Source organism: Tepidiforma thermophila, from assembly GCF_002563855.1.
In the GTDB taxonomy this organism is placed as follows: domain Bacteria; phylum Chloroflexota; class Dehalococcoidia; order Tepidiformales; family Tepidiformaceae; genus Tepidiforma; species Tepidiforma thermophila.
Genome location: NZ_PDJQ01000001.1, coordinates 83,627 through 109,706, shown reverse-complemented (window position 1 = coordinate 109,706; position 26,080 = coordinate 83,627). Strand labels below are relative to the sequence as shown.

Genomic DNA, 26,080 nt, shown 5'->3' with positions numbered 1-26,080 from the left:
GTCACTCCCCCTGCCCCTTCGAGAAGGCCTCCTCGCCGTCGAAGGTGCACAGGTGCTCGGTCTTGATGAAGTCGATGCCGGCTCCCGCCAGCCGCCCCAGCAGTCCCACAATCGCCGTGTGGCTGATCGGCCCGTCCGCCTTGAACCGGCACCGCCAGTGGTCCGTGCAGAACGTCTCCGGGAGCCCCTCGGGCCAGACCTTCACCCCGCGGTTCGTGATCATCGCCAGGTGCAGCCCGTCGCCCTCCAGCGCCTGGAGCCGCGCCGCCAGCCCGTCCGGCGTCGTCTCCGGGTCGTGCACGAAGACATCCACCCCGATCGTCTCCTTCTTCGCCCGCGGCTGCGGCTTCAGCGGCGGCGGCGTGAACCGCCCCTCCGCCGTGTACCGCACCGGCTTCAGGTGCTGCGGCTCCTGCCCCAGCCGCGCAATCACCGCATCGGCGAAGGCCCGCGTACCCACCTTCTCCTTGCTCACGCCCGGGTCGTAGATGTCGTACGTGTGGATGCCGTCCTCGATCGTCCGCAGCCACGCGTTGTGCACCCGCGTCGCTACATCCGATTGCCCGATGTGCACCAGCATCATCACCGCGCCCAGCAGCAGGCCCGACGGATTCGCGAGGTCCTGCCCGGCCCGCCGCGGCGCCGAACCGTGAATCGCCTCGAACATCGCACCGTGCTCGCCGATGTTCGCCGAGCCCGCCAGGCCCACCGACCCCGCAATCTGTGCCGCCACGTCGCTCAGGATGTCGCCGTACAGGTTCGGCAGCACCACCACATCGAACGCCTCCGGCGTGTCCGCCAGCTTCGCGGCCCCGATGTCGACAATCCAGTGCTCCGCCTCGATGCCCGGGTACTCCGCCGCGACCTCCTCGAACACCTTGTGGAAGAGGCCGTCGGTCATCTTCATGATGTTATCTTTCGTGAAGCAGGTGACCTTCTTCCGCCCGTTCATCCGCGCGTATTCGAACGCGTACCGCACGATCTTCTCTGTGCCCGGCCGCGTAATCAGCTTCAGGCACTGGTACACCTGGTCGGTCTGCCGATGCTCAATCCCCGCGTAGAGGTCCTCTTCGTTCTCGCGGATGATGACGACGTCCATCCCCGGGTGCTTCGTCTCGACAAACGGCGCATAGGCTGTGCAGGGCCGCACGTTCGCATACAGGCCCAGCGTCTTCCGCACCGTCACGTTGAGGCTCTTGAAGCCCCCGCCCTGCGGCGTCGTGATCGGCGCCTTCAGGAACACCTTCGTCCGCCGCAGCGATTCCCACGCCTCCGGCGCAATACCGGCGCTGTACCCCTTCAGGTACGCCTGTTCGCCAATCTCGATCTCCTCGATCTCCAGCTCCGCCCCCGCAGCCTCCAGGATGCGCAGCGTCGCATCCATAATCTCCGGGCCGATCCCGTCACCCCGCGCAACCGTAATCGGAATTTTCGCCATCCAGGCACCTCCAGCGGTAAACTCTGCCCATGATACACGACGTTTGAGTCGTGAGTTGACGGTCGTCTGTCTGGTGACGTAACTGTCCCCCGGTGGCATCATGAACGCCACCCTAACCATCCGGTTTCGCCCTGTGGCTCCCCTCACCCAAACTCCGCTCCCCGGCGGCCGCCCCTGATGGCCGGGGCCCGCCCGGCCGCCCACGCCGCGCCCGGCTGGCGCCGCAATCTCGTCTTCATCTGGATCGGCGTCTTCGTCGGGCTCATGGGCGCCAACTTCGTCTTCCCATTCATCCCCTTCTTCATCCAGGACCTCGGCGTCACCGACGAATCCCGCGTCGCCTTCTACACCGGCATCACCGCCAGCGCCACCGGGCTCTCGCTCACGCTCACCGCGCCGCTCTGGGGCTCCCTCGCCGACCGCTTCGGCCGCAAACCGATGTTCCTCCGCGCCCTGGTCGGCGCCGGCCTCCTCATCGGCATCATGGGCATCGCCCAGGCGGTCTGGCAGCTCATCATCCTCCGCTTCCTCATGGGCGCCTTCGCCGGCACCATGGGCGCCGCCGCTGCCCTCGTCGCCGCCACCACCCCCAAAGAACAGGTCGGGCGCGCCCTCGGCACCCTCCAGACGGGGCAGTTCGCCGCCAACATGCTCGGCCCCGTCCTCGGCGGCATCGTCGCCTCCAGCCTCGGCATCCGCGAATCCTTCATCTTCTGCGCGGCCCTTTACGGCATCGCCGCAATCCTCGTCTTCTTCTTCGTCAGCGAAACCCCCGTCGCCGGCAGCGAGCCCGGTCCCGCCGCCCGCCGCAGCGAGGGCTCCCTCCTCGAAAACCTCCGCGTGGTCATCGGCGAGCGCCAGGTCGTCCTCGTCCTCCTCTTCCTCTTCGTCCTCTGGCTCTCCACCACCTTCGTCCGCCCCGTGATGCCGCTCAGCATCGATAAGTTCGCCGCTGCTGCCCCCGGCGAGGGGCGCGTCCACCTCGAACTCCCCGGCGCCGCCTGGGACCTCCGCAAAGAGGCCGCAACCGGCATCGTCTTCGCCGTCATCGGGCTCACCTCCACCATCGCCGCCCTCTCCGTCGCGCCCCTCGGCGAGCGCTTCGGCTACCGCAACACCGTTGTCGCCGCCGCACTCATCACCGGCCTCCTCTACCCGCTCGTGGCCCTCGCCCAGGGCCTTACCGCCTTCCTGCTCCTCTTCGGCGCGGTCGGCCTCTTCCAGGGCGCCATGGTCCCCGGCACAAACGCCCTCATCGCCGCCGGCACCCCCGATGGCAAGCAGGGCAGCGCCTTCGGTCTCGCCGCCAGCATGCAGTCCATGGCGCTCCTCCTCGGCCCCCTCGGCGGCGGCTTCACTTCCGGCGTCGGCGGCATCGGCGCCGTCTACATCGTCATCGGCGTCATCCTCGTCCTCGCTGCCCTCGCCGCAGCCATGCTCGTCCGCGAGCCCGAGGTCTTCGCCGGGCGCCGCCGGGCCCCCGCCCGGGCCTGAAGCCGGCCTTCCGCCGCAGCCTCGCGGCCGGTAGAGTTCGGCTCACCACACCCGCAGTCTCCGGAGGCCCCTGCCCATGCACGGCATAACCGTCGGTGTCCATATCGTTGCCCGCACCGCCCCCGAACTTGTCGACGGCATCGTCGCCGCCGAACAGGCCGGCATCGAATGCGCATGGCTCACCGTCGGCGGCCTCGCCCCCGACCCCTTCGCCGTCTTCGGCGCCGCCGCCATGCGCACCTCGCGCATCAAGTTCGGCACCAGCATCGTCCCTACCTTCCCCCGCCATCCCCTCGCCATGGCCCAGGGCGCTGCCGCCGTCGATACCCTCGCACCTGGCCGTCTCCGCCTCGGCGTCGGCCCCAGCCACAAGCCCGTCATCGAAGGCACCTGGGGCATCCCCTTCGAGCGCCCCCTCGAACACCTCCGCGAATACCTCACCATCCTCAAAGCCATCCTCGGCACCGGCTCCGTCGCCTTCGAAGGCAAGCGCCTCATCGCCCGCGGCTCCATCGGCGGGCCGACCGGCGTCACCGTCATGGCCTCCGCCCTCCGCGCCAACGGCTTCCGCCTCTGCGGCGAACTCGCCGATGGCGCTATCTCCTGGGTCTGCCCCCTCCCCTACCTCCGCGACGTCGCCATCCCCGCCATCCGCCAGGGCGCCGAAAAAGCCGGGCGCACCCCGCCGCCCCTCGTCGCCCACATCCCTGTCGTCGTCTCCGAAGACGCCGAGGCTGTCCGCGAAGGTGCCCGCCGCCAGATCGGCATCTACCCCCGCGTTCCCTTCTACCAGCAGATGTTCGCCGATGCCGGCTTCCCCGAGGCCCTCGAGGGTCAGCTCTCCGACCGGATGATCGATGCCCTCGTCGTCCACGGCACCGCCGAAGCCGTCAAGGCCCGCCTCCGCGAAGCCCCAGCCTTCGGCGCCGGCGAAATCCTCGCCATGCCCATCCTGCCGCCCGGCGACCGCGAGGCCCTGCCCCGCACCCTCGCCGCCCTCGGAGAACTCGCCGCCGAGTAACCTCCCGCCTCTCCCGGGCAGCCCCCTACAATCCGATAAACCTGCGCGAAAGGACCTGCCGCATGTCTGACGTTGTCCTCACCTCGGTCGAAGATGCCGTCATGGTCATCACCATGAACCGCCCCGAATCCCTCAACGCCATGACCCCTGAGATGCTCGATACCCTCGCCGACGTCGCCGCGAAGGCCGCCGCCGACCCCGCCATCCGCTGCGTGGTGATCACCGGCGCCGGGCGCGCCTTCTGCGCCGGCGGCGATGTCAAAGCCATGGCTGCCGCCAACGAAGCCGCTGCCTCCGGCGGCGGTGGCCTCGTCTCCCGCGTCGATGTCCTCCGCCAGCAGGAAGAGGTCTCCCGCCTCCTCCACGAGATGCCCAAGCCCACCATCGCCGCGGTCAACGGCGTCGCTGCCGGCGCGGGCCTCAGCGTCGCCCTCGCCGCCGACCTCCGCATCGCCAGCGACCAGGCGCGCTTCACCACCGCCTTCGCCAAAGTCGGCTTCAGCGGCGACTTCGGCGGCACCTGGCTCCTCCAGCGCCTCGTGGGCCCCATGCGCGCCCGCGAGCTTTACTTCCTCTCCGACGTCATCGATGCCGCCCGCGCCCTCGAGCTCGGCATCGTCTCCCGCGTCGTCCCCCACGACCAGTTCTGGGCCGAGACCATGGCCCTCGCAAAGCGGCTCGCCAGCGGCCCCACCCTTGCCTACGCCCGCATGAAGGACAACTTCGTCTACGGCGAGACCAACACCTTCGCCGATACCCTCACCCGCGAGGCCGAAAACATGGTCGCCAGCGGCCAAACCGAAGACCACCGGAACGCCGCCCGCGCCTTCGTCGAAAAGCGCGAACCCGTCTTCCACGGCCGCTGAGCCCCGCGCAGCCCGGCGCGGATTTCGTTAGAGTACGCTGAATGACCGCGCAGCACCCCCCGCGCCCCCTGCCGCCCGCTGCACGTCTCCTCCCCGGCGGGTGGTTCTACGGCTGGTACGTGGCCGTCGCCTGCTCCCTGCTGATGATGGTCGGCGTCGGGGTCGGCTATTACGGCCTCCCCATCTTCCTCAAGCCGCTCAAAGAGGCCCACGGCTGGTCAACCGCCGAAGTCAGCTGGGCCCCCGCCATCTACTTCTGCGTCTCCGGCCTCACCGCCGCCATCGTCGGCCCCTACGTCGACAAATACGGCCCTCGCCGCTTCATGCTCATCGGCAGCCTCATCAACGGCGCCAGCGCCGCCATGATCGGGATCGTCAATGAGCTCTGGCAGCTCTACCTCGTCTATTTCGTCTTCGCCGTCGCCTTCGGCATGTCCAGCAACATCGCCGTTAACGCCATCCTCACCCGCTGGTTTATCCGCCGCCGCGCCCTCGCCATGAGCATCTCCTTCACCGGCGTCTCCCTCGGCGGCGTTATCCTTGCTCCGGTCGCCAGCCGCCTCATCGACGCCGGCGGACTCGAACTGGCGACCCCGATCCTCGGCGCCCTCGTCATCCTCACGTCCATCCCCGTCATCCTCGGCGTCATCGTCTTCGACCCCCGCGACGTCGGCATGCTCCCCGACGGCGACACCGCGGAATCAGCACCGCCGCCCGCACAGCAGGCGGTCCTCGCCGCCCAGATGCGCACCTGGACCCGCGCCGAGGCAGTCCGCACCGTCGGATTCTGGGGCATCCTCGTCGCCTTCCTCCTCGTCCTCATCGCCCAGACCGGCTACGTCGTCCACCAGGTCACCTTCCTCGAAGACCGCCTCGGCTCCCGCAGCGCCGCCGCCTTCACCATCTCCGTCACCGCCTTCGGCTCCATCGTCGCCCGCCTCGCCGTCGGCATCTTCGCCGACAACGTCGACCGCCGCCTCCTCACCGTCATCCTCTTCGTCGTCCAGGCCACCGCCATCCTGCTCATCATTCACACCGACAGCATCGCTGCCACCTGGGCCCTCACCCTCGTCTTCGGCCTCACCATCGGCAACGTCTACATGATGCAGTCCCTCCTCGTCGGCGAAATTTTCGGCATGGTCTCATTCGGAACCGTCTTCGGGCTCATCAGTCTCGCCGGCCAGGTCGGGAGCGGCCTCGGTCCCATCGGCGTCGGCATCATCCACGACGCCACCGGCGGCTACACCGTCCCCTTCACCATCACCGCGGCCCTCACCTACCTCGCCGCCGTCGCCATCCTCTTCGCCCGCCCCGCGAAGTCCCGCGCTGCCGAGGCCGCCCCCGGGCCCGCTCTCCGCTCTCCCTCCGGCGCCGACTGACCCGATAGACTCCTTCCTGAGGCCCTATCGGAACCTGAAATCTGCACCGGCCGATAACTCGATACCTCCGCCCCGTCTGCGATACTCAAACCGTGGACGTCGTCTATCCTCCGGAACGCACCTTCGTCACGCGCACCGGCACAACCATGCGCCTCCGGCCGATCCGACCGGAGGATGTGCCCAACCTCTTCGCCTTCCACGAGCGCCTCTCCATCGAGTCGCTCCGCATGCGCTACTTCACACCTCGCCGCCGGCTCACCAATGAGGTCGCCCGCCACCTCTGCACCGTCGACTTCCGCGACCGCGCCGCCTTCGTCGCCAGCCCGCTCGACAGCGACACCATCCACGGCATCGGCCGCTACGAGCGCGACGCACCCCGCTCCGCCGAGGTCGCCTTCATCGTCGAAGACGCCCTCCAGGGCCAGGGCATCGGCCCCGCCCTCCTCGCCCGTCTCGCCGAGCACGCCCGCAGCCAGGGCATCGACCGCTTCACTGCCGCTGTCCTCAACGAGAACACCGCCATGCTCGCCGTCTTCCGCGCCTCCCCATTCCGCCCGCAGGTCTCCGTCGAGGGTGACTGCGCCTTCGTGAAGCTCGATCTCACCGTCCTGCCCGAGCCCGCCGCTGCGCCGGCCCAGCGCTCGCTCCTGCCGAAGGCCCCACACCGCGGCCTCGCGCCCGCACCGCGCCTGTTGGCTGCCCCCGAGTAGTCTCCTGCCCGGTGAGCTGCCCCCAGCGGCCGAGGATGCGCTCCGCGCCTGCCTCGCGGGGAGGGAGCTCACCCTCGCCGGCGCCTGCCTCGCCATCACCGCCGACCCCGGCCAGACGGCGCACTGCTACCTCGTGCTCGAAGGCTCCACCCTCGAGCGGATGCGCCTGGTCGTCGGCCGCTGGGCTTCCGGCCAGGCGGTCGGCGTCACCCTTGTGTGCGGCCCGGCCGGCACCTGCCGCATCACCGAGGTCGCCCGCCCCGCCGGCTCTCCCTGGCGGGGCCTACTGCGCCAGCCGCAGCCCCAGGTTGATGAGCGCCCGCACGCTGTAGCCGCTCGCACCCTTCGTCACCCAGCCCCGGTCCGACGACATGTTGTCCACCCCGGCGATGTCGAGGTGCACCCACGGCGTCTTCCCCGCGAACGGCTCCAGGAACTTCGCCCCGACAATCGTCCCCGCACCCCGGTTCCCGGCGCCGACGTTCCGGCAGTCGGCCACATCGCTCTTGATGTACTCGTCGTACTCCTTCCACATCGGCAGCCGCCAGGTCTTCTCCCCCGCCGCCGCAGCCGCCGCCTCCACCTCCCGGCAGAGCGCATCGTCGTTCGTCATCAGCGCGTAGCACACGTCCCCGAGCGCCGTCGTCACCGCCCCGGTCAGCGTCGCCACGTCGACAATCCGCTTCGCGCCCAGCTCGTTCGCCCAGCAGATCGCGTCCGCCAGCACGAGCCGCCCCTCGGCATCCGTGTTGATCACCTCGATCGTCCGCCCGTTCATCGCCCGGACCACGTCGCCCGGCTTCGTCGCGCTGCCTGAGGGCATGTTCTCCGTGCATGGAGCAATCGCCAGCACGTTCAGCTTCGCTCCCAGCCGCGCCAGGGCCCACGCCGCCGTTATCACGTTCGCGGCGCCGGTCATGTCCGCCTTCATCGCCTCCATGTTCGCCGCCGGCTTGATGCTGATGCCGCCGGTATCGAACGTAATCCCCTTCCCCACCAGCGCGAGGTCCCACCCCTCGCCGCCGCGGCCCCGGTAGCCGAGCCGGATGAGCTTCGGCGGCTCCACGCTCCCCTTCGCAACCGAGAGCAGCGAGCCCATCCCCTTCCGCTCCATGTCCGCCCGCTCCAGCACCTCGAACTCCATCCCCGCCTCCCGCGCCAGCTCCGCAGCTCGCTCCGCCATCACCGTCGGCGTCAGGTGGTTCGATGGCTCGTTCGCCCAGTCCCGCGCGATATTCGTCGCCTCCGCCAGGATCGACCCCCGCTCCGCCGCCCGCGCCATCCCCGCCACCTTCGACGCGTCGTGCTCGATGATCACCACCTCCTCGATCTCCGCCCGGTCGTCCCCTGCGCTCGACTTGTGCTTCAGGAACTGGTACCCGCCGAGAATCGACCCCTCCGCGATCGCCTGCGCGCACGCCTCCGGGTCGAGCCCGGCGATCCCCGCTCCGTGCGCAATCGTCGCAATCCGGCGGATGCCCGGCCTCCGCAGCGCCCGCACCACGTTCGCCGCAAGGTTCCGCACCGCGTCGATGTCGAACTCGTCGCGGTTCCCCAGCCCGGCCACCAGCACGCGCGGCGCAGGCATCCGCCCCAGCGTGTGGATCGTCACCAGCTCGCCGGCCTTGCCTCGCAGGTCGCCCGCGGCGATCACCTGTGAAATTGCACCGCCCAGCGCCATATCCACCGCGCCGGTCCCGCCCCCCGGCACCGTCACACCTTCGAACAGGTTCACGACGACCGCATCCGCCGCTGCCCGGGTGATATCGCCTTGCTCGACACGTACCTTCACGTTCCGTTCCCCCGTCGAAGTCCCGGCATGCCGCCGGCGTGCTACCTTGAAATCAGCATTATCGTCGCGGCAACCGCCTGCGGCCACTCGCGGATCCCCATGGCGCCCCGATTCGACCGCACCGCTCACCGCCTCGCCCGGGCCTGGGCACTCATCCGGCAGTACGGCATCTACGAAGCCGTCGTGGTCGTCGTCGCCTTCCTCATCTACTTCACCGTCCGGGGCCTCGTCGTCGACCGCGCCGGCGAGGCGATGGTCCGCGCCTTCAACCTCATCGAACTCGAGCAGCAGCTCCGCATCTACTGGGAGCTCCGTATGCAGAGCTGGATTCTCGATTCCTACTGGGCCATCCGGGCACTCAACTGGGTCTACTTCTGGGGCCACATGCCCCTCGTCGCCCTCCTCGCCGTCTGGCTCTTCGTCTTCCACCGCCGCGCCTACTACAGCACCCGGAACGCCTTCCTCGCCTCAGGGGCCATCGGCGTCGTCATCTACTGGCTCTTCCCCGTCGCCCCGCCGCGGCTCGTCCCCTTCTCCGGCTTCATCGATACCATGGCCGCCTTCGACCGCTTCGGCTACAACGCCCAGGAGACCGAAGCCTTCGTCAACCCCTTCGCCGCCGTCCCCAGCCTCCACTTCGGCTGGTCGCTCCTCCTCGGCGCCGTCGTCGCCTGGGTCGGGCGGCATCCGCTCGCCGTCGCTTTCGGCGTCGCCTGGCCGGTCGCGATGTTCTTCGCTGTCGTCATGACCGGGAACCACTTCATCCTCGATGCCGTCTTCGGCGGCATCGTCGCCTTCGCCGGCTTCGGCATCGCCCTCCTCATCGAACGGTTCTGGCATCCAGCCGCCCGGGCGCTCGCCGCCCGCCTCCCCGCCCGCGAGCCGGTGAAGTGAAGCCTGTCCGCTTTCGCCGTAAGCCGCCGTGCTGGAAGCCCATGCCTGGCCGCCCGTTCGCCGACCGGTCAACTGGTCGACCCGTCAAGCGTTGAATGCCCATTACTTCTTGTGGTAGACACGACAGGTGCCCCGGTGGCGGACCCTGGAGCCGGGGGCAGGAGTGCCTCATGTATCAGCCGAGCGAGGTGCTCCGCGTGTTGGGCAGGCACCACGTGCGTGAGCTGAACGGCTACCAGCAGCGCCTGGTAGCTGCCATCTGCGTGGGCTGGGCTCCGCCGGACATCGCCGCAGCCAGCGGCCAAAGTTCGAAGGCCGTCTATCGCCACATAAGAGAGCTTGCCTGCCACGTTCTGGACCCGGTTGGATTCGAGCCAACCCGGGCTTTCCTTCGTACTTGGGCCGAGCTGCACGGAACCTGCTGCTGCGCGCCAGCGTTCAAAATGATCAGGGAAAACCGCATCTTCTGAGAAATATTCTCACATCGGCCCGGCGCCGGAGGGTAGGCTTATTCCGGTCCCCCGGCGGGCAATCGGAGACAAAGAGATGTTTCGCGAAGCGACGCGCCGACAGATCCTCCGCAAGCTGGCAGCCGGCCCCATGGCGGTGGCCGGCGCCATGGTTGACCCGCTGGGCCTCCGAAGCCGCGATGCCGCCCGTGCCGCTGATGGGCGCGGCTCGGACGCGGGAGAGCTTTACAACGGGCTCCTGCTTCTCGCACCCGGCGCAACCCGCCCGGCGCCGGAGAGAGTGCCGGTGCTCGCTCCACCGATACTGGAGAAGATCGGGGACGGGCCCGAACCGACCGGATTTGCGCGTTCGCTTTCCGGCGCTGAAGCGCGATCCTTGGGTGTCCCCCTCTGGAAGGTCAAAGGGCAACCGGTCTCATCGATCCGAGCCACGTTTTCTGGCTCCCGGGTATTCGAGGTAGCCACGATCACGGAGGCCGAAGACGGTCCGTACTCATCCATAGTCATCACCGCTCAGCCTCACTATATTCGGCCATATCCCGTCCCTGTCGCAGGCATCCCGGAGCGACCAGTGTTCCCGGCAAAGACCTCGGCGACGCCCGTCGCGGGAATATATTGGACTGCCCCTCTCGAAATCGTGGCAATCTGGGCGTCCGACGAAGGACTGTACAGAATGACTGCCACGATGCGCGCCCCCGCTTTGCCGGCGGAGAGATTTCCGTTCGAATTCCAGCAGGTTTAACGCAATGAACCTTCGATAGAAAGGGGAATGTTTCGTGCCTGGCTTCTATGGGTATGCGCCCATAACCGGTACAGTGACTTCCTGCTGGACCGGTCCCGTCGCCTGTCCGGCAGACCCAAACGGCTGCGGGAACAGTAGTCAGATGGCAGCCACAGGCAAGTACTGCGGCGGGGCATACACATGCGGTCCGTGCTGCCACCCCTCAGTATCTTGCAATGAGCCACAGGATATCAGCACTGGTGGTGGAACCCCAGACATCGTGTTCACTGCTGACCCAATCGTCGCTTCGATCTGGGTTGGACTGGCCAGCAATGCCTGCTCGAGCGGATCTGGGTGCAGCTCGCTTCCGTACACGAGGGTCATGACCGTCTACATGTACTCTGGGCTGAACGGTAGTGGCACATTTCTAGGGGTTGTTATATTTGTCCATGTGAATAATGCCATTGCGAGCGGATATTACAATACATCAATTGAGCCTGGAACAGGGCACGCTTACAAGGTGATAGGCTCCGTACCATCTGGTTCGTGCGGGCGATGCTATACAGGGCAACACCTCCATTGGGAGCGTTGCGGTAATTCTGTCGTGAATGCGAGTATATCATGCGGCGATACGATGCTCCGCAGTCTCTCATGGGTCTTCAGGTACTCCTACTGAGTCTCTTGCTCTGGCTGGCCGTTGGCTGTTCAGGCGACGACCAGACTCAAACGCCGGCTGCTTCCGCCACGGCCGGCGGCACGCAGGCCACGTCCGCGTCTTCAGCGACGCCCTCGGCCACGGCGGACCCGGCTCGCTCGCCACTGCCACCTGTTGTAGTAGAGGTCGCCGAAGCGATCCGGGATCGGGATGCTGCCAGACTGCTCCAACTGCTCGGCGGTGAGCCTGAACCGTGTGGCCAGACTCCAACGCCGGGAATTGGTGCCGGGCCGAACCCGACGTGTCCACCCGGATCGAGCCCCGGAACGCTTGTCGGGCAATTTATCGTAATCGGCGACTGCGAGGGCTTTAGCGTGCCGGCGGGGGCAGGGGTTGTGGATCGCATCATTGGCCTCCGCGACGAAGGCGCCGAGTTGCACGCTGTGGTCTGGGCGAGGGAGTCTTTCGGATCGCCCGAACGGGCCTACGTCCTCGTCTACGGGGTCGAGTCAGGCGCCGGTCGCGCGGTTTCGGTCAAGGAGAGCGGAATAGTTGGGGTGTACTTCGGCTGCGGCGCGTCTCCACCGGGTCTGGTGTCCTTCTGGGAGGCCAACGGAGACGCCGTCGTGTACCCACCGTCTGACGTCAAACGTTAACCGCGATGAGGCTGAGCTTGGGAGCCGCATGATGATTCAGGGCATGCAGTACTTGGCCATTGGCATTCCGGCGTCGGTTGCTGTCATCGCTGGCGTCATCAAGCTTCGGTTCCGCCGCGAATTCGCCTCCGCGATCGTCGCCTGGGGGGTCCTTCCCCCGCGTGGGATTCAGCCGTTCACCACCGGGCTGCCGGCGGCTGAGGTCGCCACGGGCCTGGCTGCGATTGGTCTCACGTTGATGGGACGCCAGGTCGCGGCTCTTGCGTTGCTCGCCCCGCTGTTCTTGCTGCTTGCGGCAGGCCAGGCCGTGATTCTCAAGCGAAGTGTCAACCCCTCGTGCGGGTGCTTCGGGAGGACTGCAGGGCCAATCGGTACCGGGACCATCGTCCGCGCCGCCGCCCTGGCGCTGCTGCCGGTGGCGGCCATCATCGTCTTTTAGCCGCCCGCTGGCATCCCTTCCCCCCTCTCGATATGCTCCCACCGACAGCACGAAAGGAGGCCCCTCCCCATGACGTCCATCGCCGAACGCCCCGGCGTCACCACCTACCAGCAGTTCATCGACGGCCAGTGGGTCGACGCCCTCAGCGGCGCAACCTTCACCCGCACCAGCCCCTACGACGGCTCCGTCGTCGGCGTCTACCCCAACAGCGGCATCGAAGACGCCGAGCGCGCCATCCGCGCCGCGCGCCGCGCCTTCGACGAGACCTCCTGGCCCACCTCCCCCGCCGCCGACCGCGCACGCATCCTCCGCCGGGCCGCCGACCTCCTCGCCGAGCGCGCCGATGCCTTCGCCACCTGCATCGCCGCCGAAGTCGGCAAGCCTAAGACCATGGCCCTCGGCGAAGTCATGGCCACCGCCGAGGTCTTCCAGCTCTTCGCCGCCAAGGCCCTCAACCTCAAAGGCGAATCCTTCACCCAGCAAATCCCCGACGCCGTCGGCATCGTCGCCCATGAACCCGTCGGCGTGGTCGGCATCATCACCCCCTGGAACTTCCCGCTCCTTCTCATCTCCTGGAAGATCGGCCCCGCCATCGCCGCCGGCTGCACCATGGTGGCCAAGCCCTCCCACTACACCCCCGGCTCCACCCTCATGCTCGCCGGCCTCCTCGCCGAAGCCGGCCTGCCGGACGGCGTCTTCAACGTTGTCACCAGCGAAACCGATAACGGCGCTCTCGTCGGCCAGCACATCGCCGCCTCCGAGCTCGTCGATAAGGTCGCCTTCACCGGCTCCACCGCCAGCGGCAAGGCCGTCATGCGCGCCGCCGCAAACAACGTCAAAAAGGTCAGCCTCGAACTCGGCGGCAAGTCCCCCAACATCGTCTTCCCCGATGCCGCCCTCGATGCCGCCGTCGCCGGCGCCTTCTTCGGCATCTACCTCAACAGCGGCCAGGTCTGCCAGGCCGGCTCCCGCCTCCTCGTCGCGAAGCCGATCAAGGACGAATTCGTCGCGAAGCTCACCGCCCTCAGCCAAACGCTCAAGCTCGGCGACCCCTTCGACCCCGCCACCACCATGGGCCCGGTCATCAACGAAAACCAGCTCGCAAAGATCGAGAGCTACCTCGAACGCGGCAGGCAGGAAGCGAAGCTGCTCACCGGCGGCTCCCGCGCCACCGACCCCGGCCTCGAAAAAGGCCTCTTCGTCAAACCCACCATCTTCGATGAGGTCCCCGCGCAGGCCACCATCGCCCGCGAAGAGATCTTCGGTCCCGTCCTCTCCGTCCTCTCCTTCGACAACCTCGACGATGTCATCCGCATCGCCAACGACACCATGTACGGCCTTGCCGCAGCCGTCTGGACGAAGGACATCAACGTCGCCCTGAAAGTCGCCAAAGGCCTCCGCGCCGGCACCGTCTGGGTCAACGCCTACCACTCCACCGGCCTCTACAACATGCCCTACGGCGGCTACAAGCAGAGCGGCCTCGGCCGCGAACTCGGCGACCTCGGCCTCGAGGAGTACATGGAGACCAAGTCCATCCAGATCAAGCTCCAGTAGCGCCGCCCCCGCTCTATCGACTCGCCCGGCCCGCAGCCCCGGCTGCGGGCCGGAGCCGTTCCGCTGTCCGCGCCTCAGTTGATCGAGGCGAACGCCTGCTCCGGCGCCACCGCCGTCAGCATCTCGAACCGCACCTCGTACACCTTCCCCAGCCACTGCTGGAGCGTGCCCCGGGCGTAGGCCGCCTCCGGGCTTTGCAACGCCACCGGCACCGAATCGGCATCTTCAAACACGTACACCACCAGCACCACCCCCTCCGGCGCCAGCCCCACCTCCACCCGCCGCACGCCGGGCACCGCCCCCGTGTCGCGGACGTGCACCTCCCGCGCCCACCGGGCGAATGCCTCGAAATGCTCCGGCGCCGGCCACGCCCGCATCACCAACAGCGGCCGAAACCGCTCCCTCACCGCAGCCGCTCCACCAGCCGGGCGATGAGCTCCACGCTTGGCCCCGTCTCGAAGCGCGTGTCGACCACCACGTTCGGGCCGTCCAGCGCCTCCGCCCGCGGAAGCATCCGCTCATAGACCGCTTCGTCCGCCTGCGAAAACCCCTCCCGCGGACGGCGCAGCCGCTCCCGCACCACCGCCTCCGGCGCCGTCACCCGCACCCGCACCAGCCCCCCGGCCCGCTCCCCCAGCCGCACGAACCGCCGCCGGTCCCGCCGCGTCAGGTTCGTCGCATCCACCACCACCGTCTGCCCCTCGGCCAGCGCATCCGCTGCCAGCGCCTCCGCCCGCGCGAACACCGCCGCGTGCTCCTCCGGCGTGTAGGCCGGCTCCGGAAAGAGCTGCCGCCGCACCGCATCGCTCTCCACGTGCACCGCCCCCAGCCGCTCCGTCAGCTGCCGCGCCAGCGTCGTCTTCCCCGAACCGGGCAGCCCCGAGAGCAGCACGAGCACCCCTTCGCCCCCTCCCCGATTGCCGCTAACCATGCCCATATGCTAGCGTGAAGCCGTAGAGACGACAGGAAAAGGAAGACAGAGAACAAGGTTGCTGACGAAAGAGCGCAAGACCGACCTCATCAAGGAGTTCGGCACTCACCCCAACGACACCGGGTCGCCTGAGGTGCAGGTTGCCATCCTCACCGAGCGGATCAAGTACCTCACCGAGCACCTCAAGGTGCACAAGCACGACTACCACACACGTCGCGGCCTCCTGAAGCTCGTCGGCCAGCGTCGCCGCCAGCTTCGGTACCTCAACAGCCGCGACGTCAACCGGTACCGCGAACTCATCGCCCGCCTCGGCCTCCGCAGATAGCGGAGGCTTTTCGCTTTCGCGGGGTCCGCAACCGCCCCGCCCGCACTTCCTCACCTGCGTCCCGCCATCGCGGAGCCACCGCGAAACGGGCACCGTGGCCCATATCCCACGGCCACCCCAGCAGCTGAGATGAAGCACACCACGTGACCACCATGAACGACCCACGCACCTACGAAATCGAAATCGGGGGCAAAACCCTCACCATCCAGCACGGCATCCTCGCCCAGCAGGCCAACGGCGCCGTCACCGTCCGCCTCGGCGATACCGTCGTCCTCGTCACCGTCTGCATGGCCGAAGCCCGCGAAGGCATCGACTTCTTCCCACTCACGGTCGACTACGAGGAGCGGCTCTACGCCGTCGGCAAAATCCCCGGCGGCTTCCCCCGCCGCGAAGGCCGCGCCTCCACCGAGGCCATCCTCGCCATGCGCCTCACCGACCGCCCCCTTCGCCCCCTCTTCCCCAAGGGGTTCCGCAACGAAGTCCAGGTCATCGCCACCACCCTCTCCGCCGACCGCGAACACCAGCCCGATACCCTTATCACCATCGGAGCCTCCGCCGCCCTCGGCATCAGCGATATCCCCTTCAACGGCCCCGTCTCCTCCGTCCGCGTCACCCGCCTCGACGGCCAGTACATCGTCAACCCCACCTTCGATGAAACCGAACGCGGCGACCTCGACATCGTCGTCGCCGGCACGAAGGACGCCGTCGTCATGGTCGAAGCCGGCGCCAAGCAGGTCTCCGAAGACGTCGTCCTCGAGGCCATCGAGGTCGCCATGGAGGCGAACCGCAAGATCATCGCCCTCCAGGAGCAGATCGCGGCCGACGTCGCCCCGGTGAAGAAGCCCTTCACCCCGGCCAAAGAGAACGAAGAAGCCATCGCCGTCATCAGCGAGTACCTCAAGGACCGCATCCCCGAGCTCGTCGCCACCGCCGCCTCCGAGCGCTCCGACGCCAATAAAGCTGTCCGCCAGGAACTCCAGGAGCGGTTCGGCGACCGCTTCACCTCCGCCGACATCGCCGATGCCCTCTGGAACATCATCAAGAAGGCCATGCGCAAGCAGATCCTCGAGCAGGGCATCCGCGCCGACGGCCGCGGGATCAAAGACATCCGCCCGCTCGATATCCACGTCGGCGTCCTCCCCCGCACCCACGGCTCCGGCCTCTTCCAGCGCGGCCAAACGCAGGTCCTCACCATCGCCACCCTCGGCGGGCTCAGCATGGTGCAGAAGCTCGATACCCTCTCGCCCGACGAGTACAAGCGGTACATGCACCACTACAACTTCCCGCCCTACTCCGTCGGCGAAGTGCGCCCCCTCCGCGGGGCCGGCCGCCGCGAAATCGGCCACGGCGCCCTCGCCGAGCGCGCCCTCGAACCCGTCATCCCCTCCGAAGAAGAGTTCCCCTACGCCCTCCGCCTCGTCAGTGAGGTCATGTCCTCCAACGGCTCCACCTCCATGGCCTCCGTCTGCGGCAGCACCCTCGCCCTTATGGATGCCGGCGTCCCCATCTCCGCACCCGTCGCCGGCATCGCCATGGGCCTCATCATGGGCGAAGACGGCAACTACCGCGTCCTCACCGATATCGCCGGCCAGGAAGACTTCATGGGCGACATGGACTTCAAGGTCGCCGGCACCGCAAAGGGCATCACCGCCCTCCAGATGGACATCAAAATCTCCGGCGTCTCCCGCGAACTCCTCGCCACCGCCCTCGAACAGGCCCGCGAAGCCCGCCAGTACATCCTCGAGCGCATGCTCGAAGTCATCCCCGAGCCGAGGCCCGAGCTCTCGCCCTACGCGCCCAAGATGTACAAGGTCACCATCCCGCAGGACATGATCGGCACCCTCATCGGGCCCGGCGGCAAGACTGTCCGCCGCATCCAGGACGAATCCGGCGGCGCCACCATCGACATCCAGGAAGACGGCACCGTCATCGTCGGTTCCCCGAACGAAGAGGTCGCCCGCAAAGCCATCCGCATGATCGAAGGCCTCACCAAAGAGGTCCAGGTCGGCGAAATCTACACCGGCAAAGTCACCCGCCTCCTCAACTTCGGCGCCTTCGTCGAAATCCTCCCCGGCAAAGAAGGCCTTATCCACATCTCCCAGCTCGGCGCCGACCACGTCCGCAGCGTCGAAGATGAGGTCAAAGTCGGCGACGAAGTCACCGTCATGGTCTCCGAGATCGACAACCTCGGCCGCATCAACCTCTCCCGCCGCGCCGTCCTCCTCGGCGAAACACCGGAGCAGGCCGCCGCAGCCAGCCGCGACGGCGGCCGCGACCGCGATCGCGGCCCGCGCGGCGGCGGTCCAGGCGGCCCCGGCGGCGGCTCCCGCCCCTCCGACCGCGACCGCGGCGGCCGAGGCGGCGGTCCCCAGCCCCAGCGGGCCAGCCAGCCCCAGCCCTCGCGCCCCGCGCCCGCCAGCACCGGCCCCGTCGGCGGCGCCACCCGCGGCTGGGTCCGCCGCACCCCGCCCGCTGAAGGCGCGCCCCCGCCCCCGCGCCGTGACTTCGGCGGCGGCATGAACGAAGACTGACACCCAACCGCGCACAGTCGAAACACAGCCGACAAAGCAGGCCGCCCCGGTACCGGGGCGGCCTCGCTGCTCGTCCGGGCCTTCGCGGGCGGGGCTACACCCCCACCGCCTCCCGCCACTCCGCCGGCTTCGCCCGCTGCTCCTCCGGCAGCGGCCGGATCCACCAGCGGTCCTCGTACTCGCTCCAGATGCCGCGCAGCTTCGGCATCACCTTCTCCGCGAACAGCTTCGTGTTGTAGAGCACCTTCTCCCGCGGCATGTTCCCGATCTGCATCAGGCACATCAGGTGACCGACCTTCAGCCCCCTGATAACCTCCTCCATCTGCTGCGCAACGCTCTCCGGGCTGCCCGCAATCACGTACCCCTGCTTCACGAAGTCCGCCCAGGTAAGCCCCGCACGCTGTGCGCTCGCCTGCGCGCCCACCTGGGCCGTGATCCCGGCCTTCACCGTCCGCAGCGTCCGGTAGCCCGGCGCATCCGCAAACCCCGCGTAGACGTGCAGGCACCGGTTGTAGAAGTAGTCCACGTGCTCGCTGTACAGCCGCTCCGCCTCCGCGTCGCTCTCCGCCACGCAGACCAGCTGCAAAAAACCCGCCCGGTACGGATTGAACTCCCCGCCCAGCTCATCCACCCGCGCCCAGTACTGGTCCATCACGCTCTTGCCGCGCAGGTAGCCGAAGTACGAAAGGTAGCAGTAGAGGTAGTCCTTCTCCGTCGTCCAGTCCCACGTCTCCAGCGAGCCGCCGCCCGGGATCCAGATCGGCGGGTGCGGCTGCTGCAGCGGCCGCGGCCACGGATTCACATACCGCACCTGGTTGTACTTCCCGTTGAAGTGGAACGTCTCCGTGTTCGTCCACGCCTGCAGGATGAAGTCGTGGTTCTCGTAGTATCGCTCCCGCAGCGTCGCCGGCGTCATCCCGTAGGCGAAGTTCGTGTCCATGCTCGTCCCCACCGGGAAGCCGGCTACCAGCCGCCCGCCCGAGATGACGTCGAGCATCGCAAACTCCTCCGCCACCCGGAGCGGCGGGTTGTACAGCGCAATCGAGTTCCCCAGCACCACCAGCCCAGCCCGCGAGGTGCGCCGCGCCAGCGCCGCCGCAATCAGGTTCGGGCTCGGCATCAGCCCGTATGCGTTCGAGTGGTGCTCATTGCAGCAGATCCCGTCGAACCCGCACCGCTCCGCGTACTCGAGCTCGTCGAGGTACTCGTTGTAGACGTGGTGCCCCTTCACCGGATCGAACAGCGAGTACGGAACGTCGACCCAGACGCTCCGGTACCGCTCCTTAAAGTCGTCCGGCAGGTACGGGTACGGCATCAGGTGGAACCAGTGGAACTTCATGCTGCCCCTCCAGCGGCTGCGCCACGCTCAGCGCGGCGTGCCTCATCCATACGCCTTCGCAATATCCGCGTCAAGCTGCGCGGCTCCCGGCACCGCCGTACGCCCGCTTCCGCCCCCGCCGAGGAGGAGCCGCGGCGCGCCCTACCCCTCGCGCGGCGCCCGGAAAAGCCCCTCCTGCGCGACCGTCGCAATCCGCGTCCCTGAGCGGTCGTACATCCCGGCGATCATGATCGCCCGCGCCGCGTGCGCTGCCGGGCTCTCGCTCACATAGAGCACCCAGTCATCGAACCGCGGCGGCCGGTGGAACCACATCGCGTGGTCCAGGCTCGCCGAGCTTCCGCCGGGCCGCCACAGCCCGTAATGGTGCGCAACGGTCGCCACCAGGCCGCTGTCGCTGAAGTAGGCCAGCGCCGCTGCATGCAGCAGCGGGTCCTCCGGGAGCGGCTCAGCCATCCGGCCCCACACTGCCCGCGCCGGCAGCCGCCCCGTCCCATCGTCCGCGCGTGTGGGCGCAGCCGCTGATCGCAGGTCGATCGGCCGGCCCAGCCGGCTCCGCATCCGCTCCGGCATCGCCGGCGGGATGTCCGCCATGCGCGGCAGCGCGATCGTCGTCCACCAGGGCGGGCAGCCCTCCGGGTCCGGCGCTTCAGGCATCGGCGCCTGGTGCGAAATCCCCTCCTCCGGCGCGGCGAAGCTCACCGACGCCTCGAAGATGGTGTGCCCGGCCTGCACCGCCGTCACTCGCCGGGTCAGGAAGTTCCGTCCCTCGCGAATCCGCTCCACCGTGTAGTCGATCGGGTCCTGCGGCTTGCCCGCCCGCAGGAAGTAGGCATGGAGCGAGTGGATCGACCCAAAGCTCGCCGTTCGCCCGGCCGCCACAATCGCCTGCGCCAGCACCAGCCCGCCGAACAGGCGCCCCTCTTCCTGTCCCGGTTCACCGCGGAACCGGTCGTAATCTGCGGGCTCCAGCGTCATCTGCCGCAAAAACTCACGAATCGCCCCGCCGGGGGCTTCCCGTGCCTCCGTCATGGTTCCTCCATCTCCCGCCCCTGCCCCGCTCCGGGGCCGGGCCGTTCGTACGCTTGTGTTGAATCAGCCTACCGGCTGCCGGCGTCCCGGTCTCCCCGCCCGGCCTCGAGCGCCGCGAGCAGCCGCGCCGTCGCCGCCGCCACCGCCGCCACCGCGTCCTCGAACGCCGCCGCATTCCGCTGCGATGGCTGGCGGTAGCCGCTCACCTTGCGCACGTACTGGAGCGCAGCCGCCCGCACCTCCTCGTCAGTCGCCGGCGGCTCCTGTCCCCGCAGGGTCCGGATGCTTCGGCACACGCCCCGGTCTCCTCTCCCCGCTTACGCCCGCGGCAGCCCGAGCCCGCGCGTCGCGATGATGTTCCGCTGCACCTCGCTCGTGCCCCCGCCGATCGTCGCCGCGACCGAGTGCAGCTGGAACCGGCCGATCCGGCCCATCAGCAGCTCCCAGCGCGAGGCTCCCCGCGACGTAATCTGCCCCCGCAGCCCCGCCATCCGGTAGATCACCGCAGCCATCCGCTGCTCCACTTCGCTCGCGTACAGCTTCACAATGCTCGCCTCGTAGTTCGGCTGCACCCCCCGCGCCTGCATCGAAACCACCCGCAGGCTCAGGTTCCGGGCCACCTCGACCTCAATGAACAAATCGGCCAGCCGGTGCCGCGCCCACGCCAGGTTCGTCAGCCCCTCCGCCTTCGCACAGGCAACCGCCTCCTCGAGGATCGCCCGGTACTCCACGCACAGGTCCACCAGGCTCCGTTCGAAGTCCAGCGTCGTCGCCGCCACGTACCAGCCCCGGTTCTCCTCCCCCACCATGTTCCGCGCCGGCACCCGCACATTCTCGAAGAACACCTGGTTGAACCCGCTGTTCCCAACCATGTTGATAATCGGCGAGAGCGTGATCCCCGGCGATTTCATATCCACCAGGAAGTACGAGAGCCCCTTGTGCTTCGGCGCCGAAGGGTCGGTCCGCGCCAGCAGGATCATCCAGTCCGCAATGTGCGCGCCGCTCGTCCAGATCTTCTGGCCGTTGATGACATAATCGTCGCCATCCCGTACCGCCCGCGTCTGCACGCTCGCCAGATCCGAGCCCGCGCCCGGCTCGCTGAACCCCTGGCACCACCGCTCCTTCCCCGAAAGAATCGGCTCGATGAACCGCTCCTTCATCCACTCCTCGCCGTACTGCATCAGCGTCGGCGCCACCCAGCCGATCCCCACCCCGCCGAATCGCGGCGCCCGGGCGCGGGCCATCTCCTCCTTCAGGATGAACTGCTGCATCACCGGCAGCTCCGCGCCACCGTACTTCTTCGGCCACGCCGGCGCCACCCATCCCCGCGATTGCAGCCGCCGCCGCCACTCCGCCAGCGCCTCCTTGTCCCGCTCGTGGCCGCTCGAAAGCTGGCCCCATTCACCTTCGCCGGCATCGCCCTTCAGCGCGTCCGGCAGGTTCTCCGCGATCCAGGCCCGCACCTCGGCCCGGAACGCTGCCTCTTCCGGGGAATCGCGAAAGTCCATGCCGCGAAGCTTACCCCCGCCCGGCCCCACGATCATTCCCCGCTGAACGGTCCGCCGCCGTCTGCCGATACCTCAACTGATGGTACGCCCGAACGCCGCCCTCGCCCGCCGGGGAGACTTCCTCGCCGTCCTCGCCGACCCCGACCTCCTCCAGCTCCTCCTCGTCGCCTGCCCCGACGCCGTGATCGTCACGACCCCCGAAAACCGCATCGCGCTCTACACCGGCGCCGCCGAGGCCATGTTCGGCTTCGCCCCCGTCGAAGTCATGGGCCGCCGCATCGACGTGCTCTTCCCCGACCGCGTCCGCCGCCGCGCACTCCGCGCCGCCCTCGCCCGGGATGGCCGGGTCGCCGCCTTCGAGCTCCCGGCTGCCCGCAAAGACGCCCCGCCGTTCCCCGCCGCCGTCTCCGCCGCCCGCGTGACCGGCCGCCTCGGCGAGCTGCTCGCCACCGTCTACTACATCCGCGACCACTCCGCCTACCGCGAAATCGAAGACGCCCTCCGCAGGAACAACGCCCAGCTCACCCACCTCGTCGCCCGGCTCGACCATCTCGCCCGCCACGACTCCCTTACCCGCCTCCTCAACCGCGCCGCCGCTATGGATGCCGCCCGCGATATCCTCCTCGCCTTCCCGGTCGGCGCCGCCCGTCTCGGCGTCGTTATCTTCGACCTCGACCGCTTTAAGGCCGTCAACGACTCCTACGGCCACCTCGCCGGCGATGCCGTCCTCCAGGCCTTCGGCGAAACCCTCCGCCAGCTCGCCCGCCACGGCGATGTCATCGGCCGCTTCGGCGGCGAAGAATTCGTCGCCTTCCTCCCCGGCGCTTCCCTCGCCGATGCCGCCGCCTTCGCCGAGCGCATCCGCCAGGCCGTCCAGGCCCGCCACGTCCCCATCGATGAGACCCTCGCCATCGCAATCACCGTCAGCGCCGGGGTCGCCAGTATCCCCGAGTCTGCCGAAAACCTCGAAGAGGCCATCCGCATCGCGGATGAACGCCTCTATGCCGCAAAACGCGCCGGCCGCAATCGCGTCGTCGCCGCTGATTCCGAGCAGAGGAGCGCCGCATGACCGCCGACCCGACCGCCGAGTCCCCCTTCTTTCGCAACCGCCTGCGCACCATCGTCCAGGCCACCACCGACCTCGCCCCGCTCAAAGCCGTCGCCACCAAAGCGATCCAGCTCGCCGAGGACGAACGGTCGGCCGCCATGGACCTCGCAACCGTCATCAGCTCCGACCAGGCCCTCACCGCCCGCCTGCTCAAGCTCTCGAACTCCGCCTACTACGGCTACGCCCGCCGCATCTCCAATGTCCGCGAAGCGGTCATCCTCCTCGGCATGCGGACCGTCCGCTCCGTCGCCATCTCCACCGCCATCATCGACGCCCTCCGCCTCCCCCAGCTCGAAGGCTCCCGCTTCGACCAGGACCTCTTCTGGGCCCACAGCGTCACCGTCGGCATCATCGCCGAGGTCATCGCCCGCGAAACCCGGGTCGCCCGCTCCGAAGACGCCTTCACCGCCGGCGTCCTCCACGACATCGGCAAGCTCGCCATGATGCTCGCCGAGCCCGCCGCCTTCGCCGAGGTCATCGACCTCGTCGAAACCGAAGGCATGAAGTACCGCGACGCCGAGTTCGCCGTCTTCGGCTTTGGCCACGAACTCGTCGGCTCCCGCCTCGCCGCCCGCTGGAAATTCCCCGAACCGCTCGTCTCGGCCATCCAGGCCCATCATCAGCCCGTCGCCGCAATCGAATCCATGTCCGACATCGTCGCTGCCGCCAACCTCATGGCGAACCGCGAGGGGCTCGCCGCCGGCTTCGATTACACCCACGAGCCGGAGCGCCGGCCGGCCGCCGCCGTGCCGCCCGCCTGCGACCTCGCCGTCGGAAAAGTCCACGGCGGCATCGCCACCCTCGAGGAGAAGGCCCGCGCCTTCCTTACCCATGTCACCTCACGTCCGCCGCGCTGGTACCGCCCCCACCATGGAGAAGACGAAGGAGCCGAACTCCCGGCCGAGGAAACCCCGGCAGCCTGATGATCCGCCTGCCGGCAGTCGAATCCTCCTGTAAGGAGCACAGATGAATCCCGCACCGTCGGTGCCTGCCAGCCCGGAACAGGAGCCTGAAGCGCCCCAGCGGCACCTCCTCCGCATGGCTGCCCTCGCCGGCTGGGGTGTCGTCCTCGCCGTGCAGGCCGTCCAGTACCTCCGCCAGCCGACCACCGCGAACTTCATCGTCACGGTCGGCCTGGCCGCCCTTTTCCTCCTCTTCCTCGCCCACGCCGTCTTCATGCAGGTCGTCCGCAAGCGCCACTGGCACCGCGTCGCCGCCCGCCTCCAGGGCGCAGCCTACCTCTCCGAATTCCACAACCTGCCGAACCGGAACTACGTCCTCGCCGAGCTCCGCCGCGAAATGCCGCGCGCTCGCGCCCTCCAGTCCCCCTTCGTCCTCGTCCAGCTCTCCATCGAAAACATCAACGACATCCGCGAACGCCGCGGCGACGATTTCGCCAACCGCGCCGTCAACGCCCTCGCCGAGGTCCTCAAGCGCCTCACCCGCAGCTCCGATTTCCTCGCCCACCTCGGCGGTGCAAAGTTCTGCGTCATGCTCGTCGAATGCACGCTTGAGCAGTCGTTCATCTACCTCAAGCGCGTCCCCGGCACTATCGCCGTCTCCGATGGCCATAACGTCCTCGATGTGCCCGTGACGGCCCGCGTCCTCCAGTACGACCTCGAAGCCCTCTACGCCACCGACGTCCTCCGCGACCTCGAAGAGACACTCCCTCTCCGCCGTCGCGAACCCCCGCGCCCCGATTCCCTCGCCGCCTGACAGCTACCACTGGTAGGCCGCCGCGTCGCCCACGCGGTGCAGCTTGAGGAAGTTCGTCGTCCCTTGCGCACGGACAGGCAGGCTCGCGACCACCACCACCTCGTCACCCTCCTCCACAAAACGGCCGCCCAGCAGCGCCTCGTCGAGCACCCGCAGCAGCTCGTCGGTCGTCGTCACCGCCCGGCTCAGGATCGGCACCACGCCCCGCGCCAGCGCCAGCCGCCGGTAGACCGCCTCCGCGTGCGTCACCCCGAAAATCGGCGCATCAGGATGCACCTTGCTCATCAGCAGCGCCGAATACCCGCTCCGTGTGAAGCAGGCGATGCCGCGCATATTCGGGTCCGATTCCACGATCCGCCGTGCCGCTACCGCCACCACGTACGAATGGTCGTCGTGCTCGCCATGTCCGGTGCCCTCCGGCGCCGGCCCCGCCACCGCCTCAGCCTGCCGGATAATCCGGTCCATCATCGTCACCGCCGCCACCGGATACTTCCCAATCGCAGTCTCCCCGCTCAGCATCACCGCGTCCGAAAACTCCCACGTCGCATTCGCAACGTCCGATGCCTCCGCCCGGGTCGGGCGCGGCGATTCGATCATCGACTCCAGCATCTGCGTCGCCGTAATCACCGGGACCATCTCCCGCGCCGCCGCCGCGATGATCCGCCGCTGCTGCACCGGCACCTCCTCCGGCGGCAGCTCCACCCCAAGGTCCCCCCGCGCCACCATCACCCCGTCCGCAACGGCCACGATCTCGTCGAGCCGTTCCACTGCAACTTTCCGCTCGATCTTTGCCACGATCGGGATATCGCCCCCCAGCGCGGCAATCGCCGCTCGCGCCGCCTCGATGTCGGCAGCATCCTGCACGAAGCTCACCGCCACGTAGTCCACGCACTCCGCTACCGCCATCGCCATCGCCTCGCGGTCGCGGTCGGTCAGCGCCGGGGCTGTCAGCGCCGTCTCCGGAAAGTGCACGCCCCGCCGCGCCGGGAGCACCCCGCCGGCCACCACCTCGCAGACCAGGTCGTCACCGTCCCGGTCCAGCACGCGCAGCTCAATCCGCCCGTCGTCGAGCAGGATCCGCTCGCCGGCTTCCACATCCTCCACCAGCCGCTCATAGCTGATGGTGAACCGCTCCTCTGTCCCCGCCACCGGCTCCGCCGTCACCCGCACCGTCGCTCCCGCTTTCAGCTCCAGCGAACGGCCGCCCGCGTTCTCCCCCGTCCGGATTTTCGGACCCGCCAGGTCGAGCAGCACCGCCACCGGCCGCCCCACCTCCTTCGCTGCCTCCCGCACCAGCCGCACCGCCTCCCGGTGGCTCTCCAGCGTCCCGTGGCTCGTGTTCAGCCGCGCCACGTCCATCCCCGCGCGCATCATCGCCCGCAGGGTTGCCGGGGGCAGCGAGGCAGGCCCCAGCGTCGCCACGATCTTCGTCCTGCGCAGCATGCTCATGTCCCGACTATAGCAGCGCCCGGCATGCCTCCCGGTGAACGGTACACTGGGAAGC

At 68.5% G+C, this 26,080-nt stretch carries 24 protein-coding genes; 15 read left to right on the top strand and 9 right to left on the bottom strand.

Going from position 1 to position 26,080, the window contains the following annotated elements; all coding sequences use genetic code 11:
* Nucleotide 1 precedes the first annotated feature (1 nt).
* The gene (locus A9A59_RS00545; RefSeq protein WP_098502413.1) at nt 2-1,438 is read right to left on the bottom strand and encodes an NADP-dependent isocitrate dehydrogenase; all 1,437 of its coding nucleotides are present in this window, start codon (nt 1,436-1,438) and stop codon (nt 2-4) included.
* A gap of 177 nt (nt 1,439-1,615) precedes the next feature.
* Between A9A59_RS00545 and A9A59_RS00540 the strand changes: the two genes are divergently transcribed.
* The 5 genes from A9A59_RS00540 (at nt 1,616) to A9A59_RS00520 (ending at nt 6,908) form a co-directional block, all read left to right on the top strand.
* Nucleotides 1,616-2,932, top strand: a complete 1,317-nt coding sequence (locus A9A59_RS00540) for an MFS transporter (protein WP_098502412.1) — start codon at nt 1,616-1,618, stop codon at nt 2,930-2,932.
* A 76-nt stretch (nt 2,933-3,008) separates the two neighbouring features.
* A complete protein-coding gene (locus tag A9A59_RS00535) occupies nt 3,009-3,953 on the top strand; it encodes an LLM class flavin-dependent oxidoreductase (protein ID WP_098502411.1) in 945 nt (314 codons plus the stop codon).
* A 62-nt stretch (nt 3,954-4,015) separates the two neighbouring features.
* Nucleotides 4,016-4,819, top strand: a complete 804-nt coding sequence (locus A9A59_RS00530) for an enoyl-CoA hydratase (RefSeq protein WP_098502410.1) — start codon at nt 4,016-4,018, stop codon at nt 4,817-4,819.
* Nucleotides 4,820-4,860: 41 nt separating this feature from the next.
* Nucleotides 4,861-6,198: an MFS transporter gene (locus tag A9A59_RS00525; protein ID WP_098502409.1), complete on the top strand. Its 1,338-nt coding sequence runs from the start codon at nt 4,861-4,863 to the stop codon at nt 6,196-6,198.
* Nucleotides 6,199-6,290: 92 nt separating this feature from the next.
* Nucleotides 6,291-6,908, top strand: a complete 618-nt coding sequence (locus A9A59_RS00520) for a GNAT family N-acetyltransferase (RefSeq protein WP_098502408.1) — start codon at nt 6,291-6,293, stop codon at nt 6,906-6,908.
* Nucleotides 6,909-7,191: 283 nt separating this feature from the next.
* Here A9A59_RS00520 and A9A59_RS00515 read toward each other — a convergent pair whose 3' ends face one another.
* Nucleotides 7,192-8,700, bottom strand: a complete 1,509-nt coding sequence (locus tag A9A59_RS00515) for a leucyl aminopeptidase (RefSeq protein WP_165772398.1) — start codon at nt 8,698-8,700, stop codon at nt 7,192-7,194.
* 27 nt (nt 8,701-8,727) lie between these two features.
* Between A9A59_RS00515 and A9A59_RS00510 the strand changes: the two genes are divergently transcribed.
* The 5 genes from A9A59_RS00510 to A9A59_RS00490 all read left to right on the top strand — a co-directional run bounded on the left by A9A59_RS00510 (nt 8,728) and on the right by A9A59_RS00490 (nt 14,089).
* Complete coding sequence (locus tag A9A59_RS00510; protein ID WP_098504758.1) at nt 8,728-9,594, top strand: phosphatase PAP2 family protein; 867 nt, start codon at nt 8,728-8,730, stop codon at nt 9,592-9,594.
* A 170-nt stretch (nt 9,595-9,764) separates the two neighbouring features.
* Nucleotides 9,765-10,064, top strand: a complete 300-nt coding sequence (locus A9A59_RS00505; RefSeq protein WP_098502406.1) for a hypothetical protein — start codon at nt 9,765-9,767, stop codon at nt 10,062-10,064.
* Between the two features lie 76 nt (nt 10,065-10,140).
* Complete coding sequence (locus tag A9A59_RS13595) at nt 10,141-10,806, top strand: hypothetical protein (protein WP_133117453.1); 666 nt, start codon at nt 10,141-10,143, stop codon at nt 10,804-10,806.
* A 1,333-nt stretch (nt 10,807-12,139) separates the two neighbouring features.
* Nucleotides 12,140-12,535, top strand: a complete 396-nt coding sequence (locus A9A59_RS00495; RefSeq protein WP_133117452.1) for a MauE/DoxX family redox-associated membrane protein — start codon at nt 12,140-12,142, stop codon at nt 12,533-12,535.
* 69 nt (nt 12,536-12,604) lie between these two features.
* Complete coding sequence (locus A9A59_RS00490; RefSeq protein ID WP_098502403.1) at nt 12,605-14,089, top strand: aldehyde dehydrogenase family protein; 1,485 nt, start codon at nt 12,605-12,607, stop codon at nt 14,087-14,089.
* Between the two features lie 74 nt (nt 14,090-14,163).
* On the opposite strand, the gene A9A59_RS14205 is transcribed toward A9A59_RS00490, so the two are convergent.
* Nucleotides 14,164-14,496 carry an antibiotic biosynthesis monooxygenase family protein gene (locus A9A59_RS14205; RefSeq protein WP_098502402.1) on the bottom strand — a complete coding sequence of 111 codons (333 nt, stop codon included), beginning with the start codon at nt 14,494-14,496 and terminating at the stop codon, nt 14,164-14,166.
* Nucleotides 14,493-15,020 carry a P-loop nucleotide/nucleoside kinase family protein gene (locus tag A9A59_RS00480; protein WP_165772397.1) on the bottom strand — a complete coding sequence of 176 codons (528 nt, stop codon included), beginning with the start codon at nt 15,018-15,020 and terminating at the stop codon, nt 14,493-14,495. The genes A9A59_RS14205 and A9A59_RS00480 overlap by 4 nt, the downstream gene beginning before the upstream one ends.
* Nucleotides 15,021-15,078: 58 nt before the next feature.
* On the opposite strand from A9A59_RS00480, the gene rpsO reads away from it, so the two are divergent.
* A complete protein-coding gene (gene rpsO, locus A9A59_RS00475; protein ID WP_098502400.1) occupies nt 15,079-15,345 on the top strand; it encodes a 30S ribosomal protein S15 in 267 nt (88 codons plus the stop codon).
* A 152-nt stretch (nt 15,346-15,497) separates the two neighbouring features.
* Nucleotides 15,498-17,876 carry a polyribonucleotide nucleotidyltransferase gene (locus A9A59_RS00470; RefSeq protein WP_098504757.1) on the top strand — a complete coding sequence of 793 codons (2,379 nt, stop codon included), beginning with the start codon at nt 15,498-15,500 and terminating at the stop codon, nt 17,874-17,876.
* Between the two features lie 94 nt (nt 17,877-17,970).
* Here the strand turns inward: A9A59_RS00470 and A9A59_RS00465 are convergent, their stop codons facing one another.
* The 4 genes from A9A59_RS00465 to A9A59_RS00450 all read right to left on the bottom strand — a co-directional run bounded on the left by A9A59_RS00465 (nt 17,971) and on the right by A9A59_RS00450 (nt 21,752).
* Complete coding sequence (locus tag A9A59_RS00465; RefSeq protein WP_098502399.1) at nt 17,971-19,215, bottom strand: LLM class flavin-dependent oxidoreductase; 1,245 nt, start codon at nt 19,213-19,215, stop codon at nt 17,971-17,973.
* 141 nt (nt 19,216-19,356) lie between these two features.
* Nucleotides 19,357-20,244: an acyl-CoA thioesterase gene (locus tag A9A59_RS00460; protein WP_098502398.1), complete on the bottom strand. Its 888-nt coding sequence runs from the start codon at nt 20,242-20,244 to the stop codon at nt 19,357-19,359.
* Nucleotides 20,245-20,312: 68 nt separating this feature from the next.
* Entirely contained in the window at nt 20,313-20,540 is a 228-nt protein-coding gene (locus tag A9A59_RS00455) for a DUF2277 domain-containing protein (RefSeq protein ID WP_098502397.1), read from the bottom strand.
* Nucleotides 20,541-20,561: 21 nt separating this feature from the next.
* Entirely contained in the window at nt 20,562-21,752 is a 1,191-nt protein-coding gene (locus A9A59_RS00450) for an acyl-CoA dehydrogenase family protein (RefSeq protein ID WP_165772396.1), read from the bottom strand.
* Between the two features lie 79 nt (nt 21,753-21,831).
* On the opposite strand from A9A59_RS00450, the gene A9A59_RS00445 reads away from it, so the two are divergent.
* The 3 genes from A9A59_RS00445 to A9A59_RS00435 are packed head-to-tail and all read left to right on the top strand — an operon-like array spanning nt 21,832 to nt 24,576.
* The gene (locus tag A9A59_RS00445; RefSeq protein WP_098502395.1) at nt 21,832-22,821 is read left to right on the top strand and encodes a GGDEF domain-containing protein; all 990 of its coding nucleotides are present in this window, start codon (nt 21,832-21,834) and stop codon (nt 22,819-22,821) included.
* Nucleotides 22,818-23,783, top strand: a complete 966-nt coding sequence (locus tag A9A59_RS00440) for an HDOD domain-containing protein (RefSeq protein ID WP_098502394.1) — start codon at nt 22,818-22,820, stop codon at nt 23,781-23,783. Before A9A59_RS00445 ends, A9A59_RS00440 begins: the two co-directional genes overlap by 4 nt.
* A 43-nt stretch (nt 23,784-23,826) precedes the next feature.
* Nucleotides 23,827-24,576 (top strand): diguanylate cyclase domain-containing protein, encoded by a 750-nt coding sequence (locus tag A9A59_RS00435; RefSeq protein WP_098502393.1) that lies wholly within the window; start codon nt 23,827-23,829, stop codon nt 24,574-24,576.
* Nucleotides 24,577-24,579: 3 nt separating this feature from the next.
* Here the strand turns inward: A9A59_RS00435 and pyk are convergent, their stop codons facing one another.
* Complete coding sequence (pyk, locus tag A9A59_RS00430) at nt 24,580-26,025, bottom strand: pyruvate kinase (RefSeq protein WP_165772395.1); 1,446 nt, start codon at nt 26,023-26,025, stop codon at nt 24,580-24,582.
* Nucleotides 26,026-26,080: the final 55 nt, after the last annotated feature.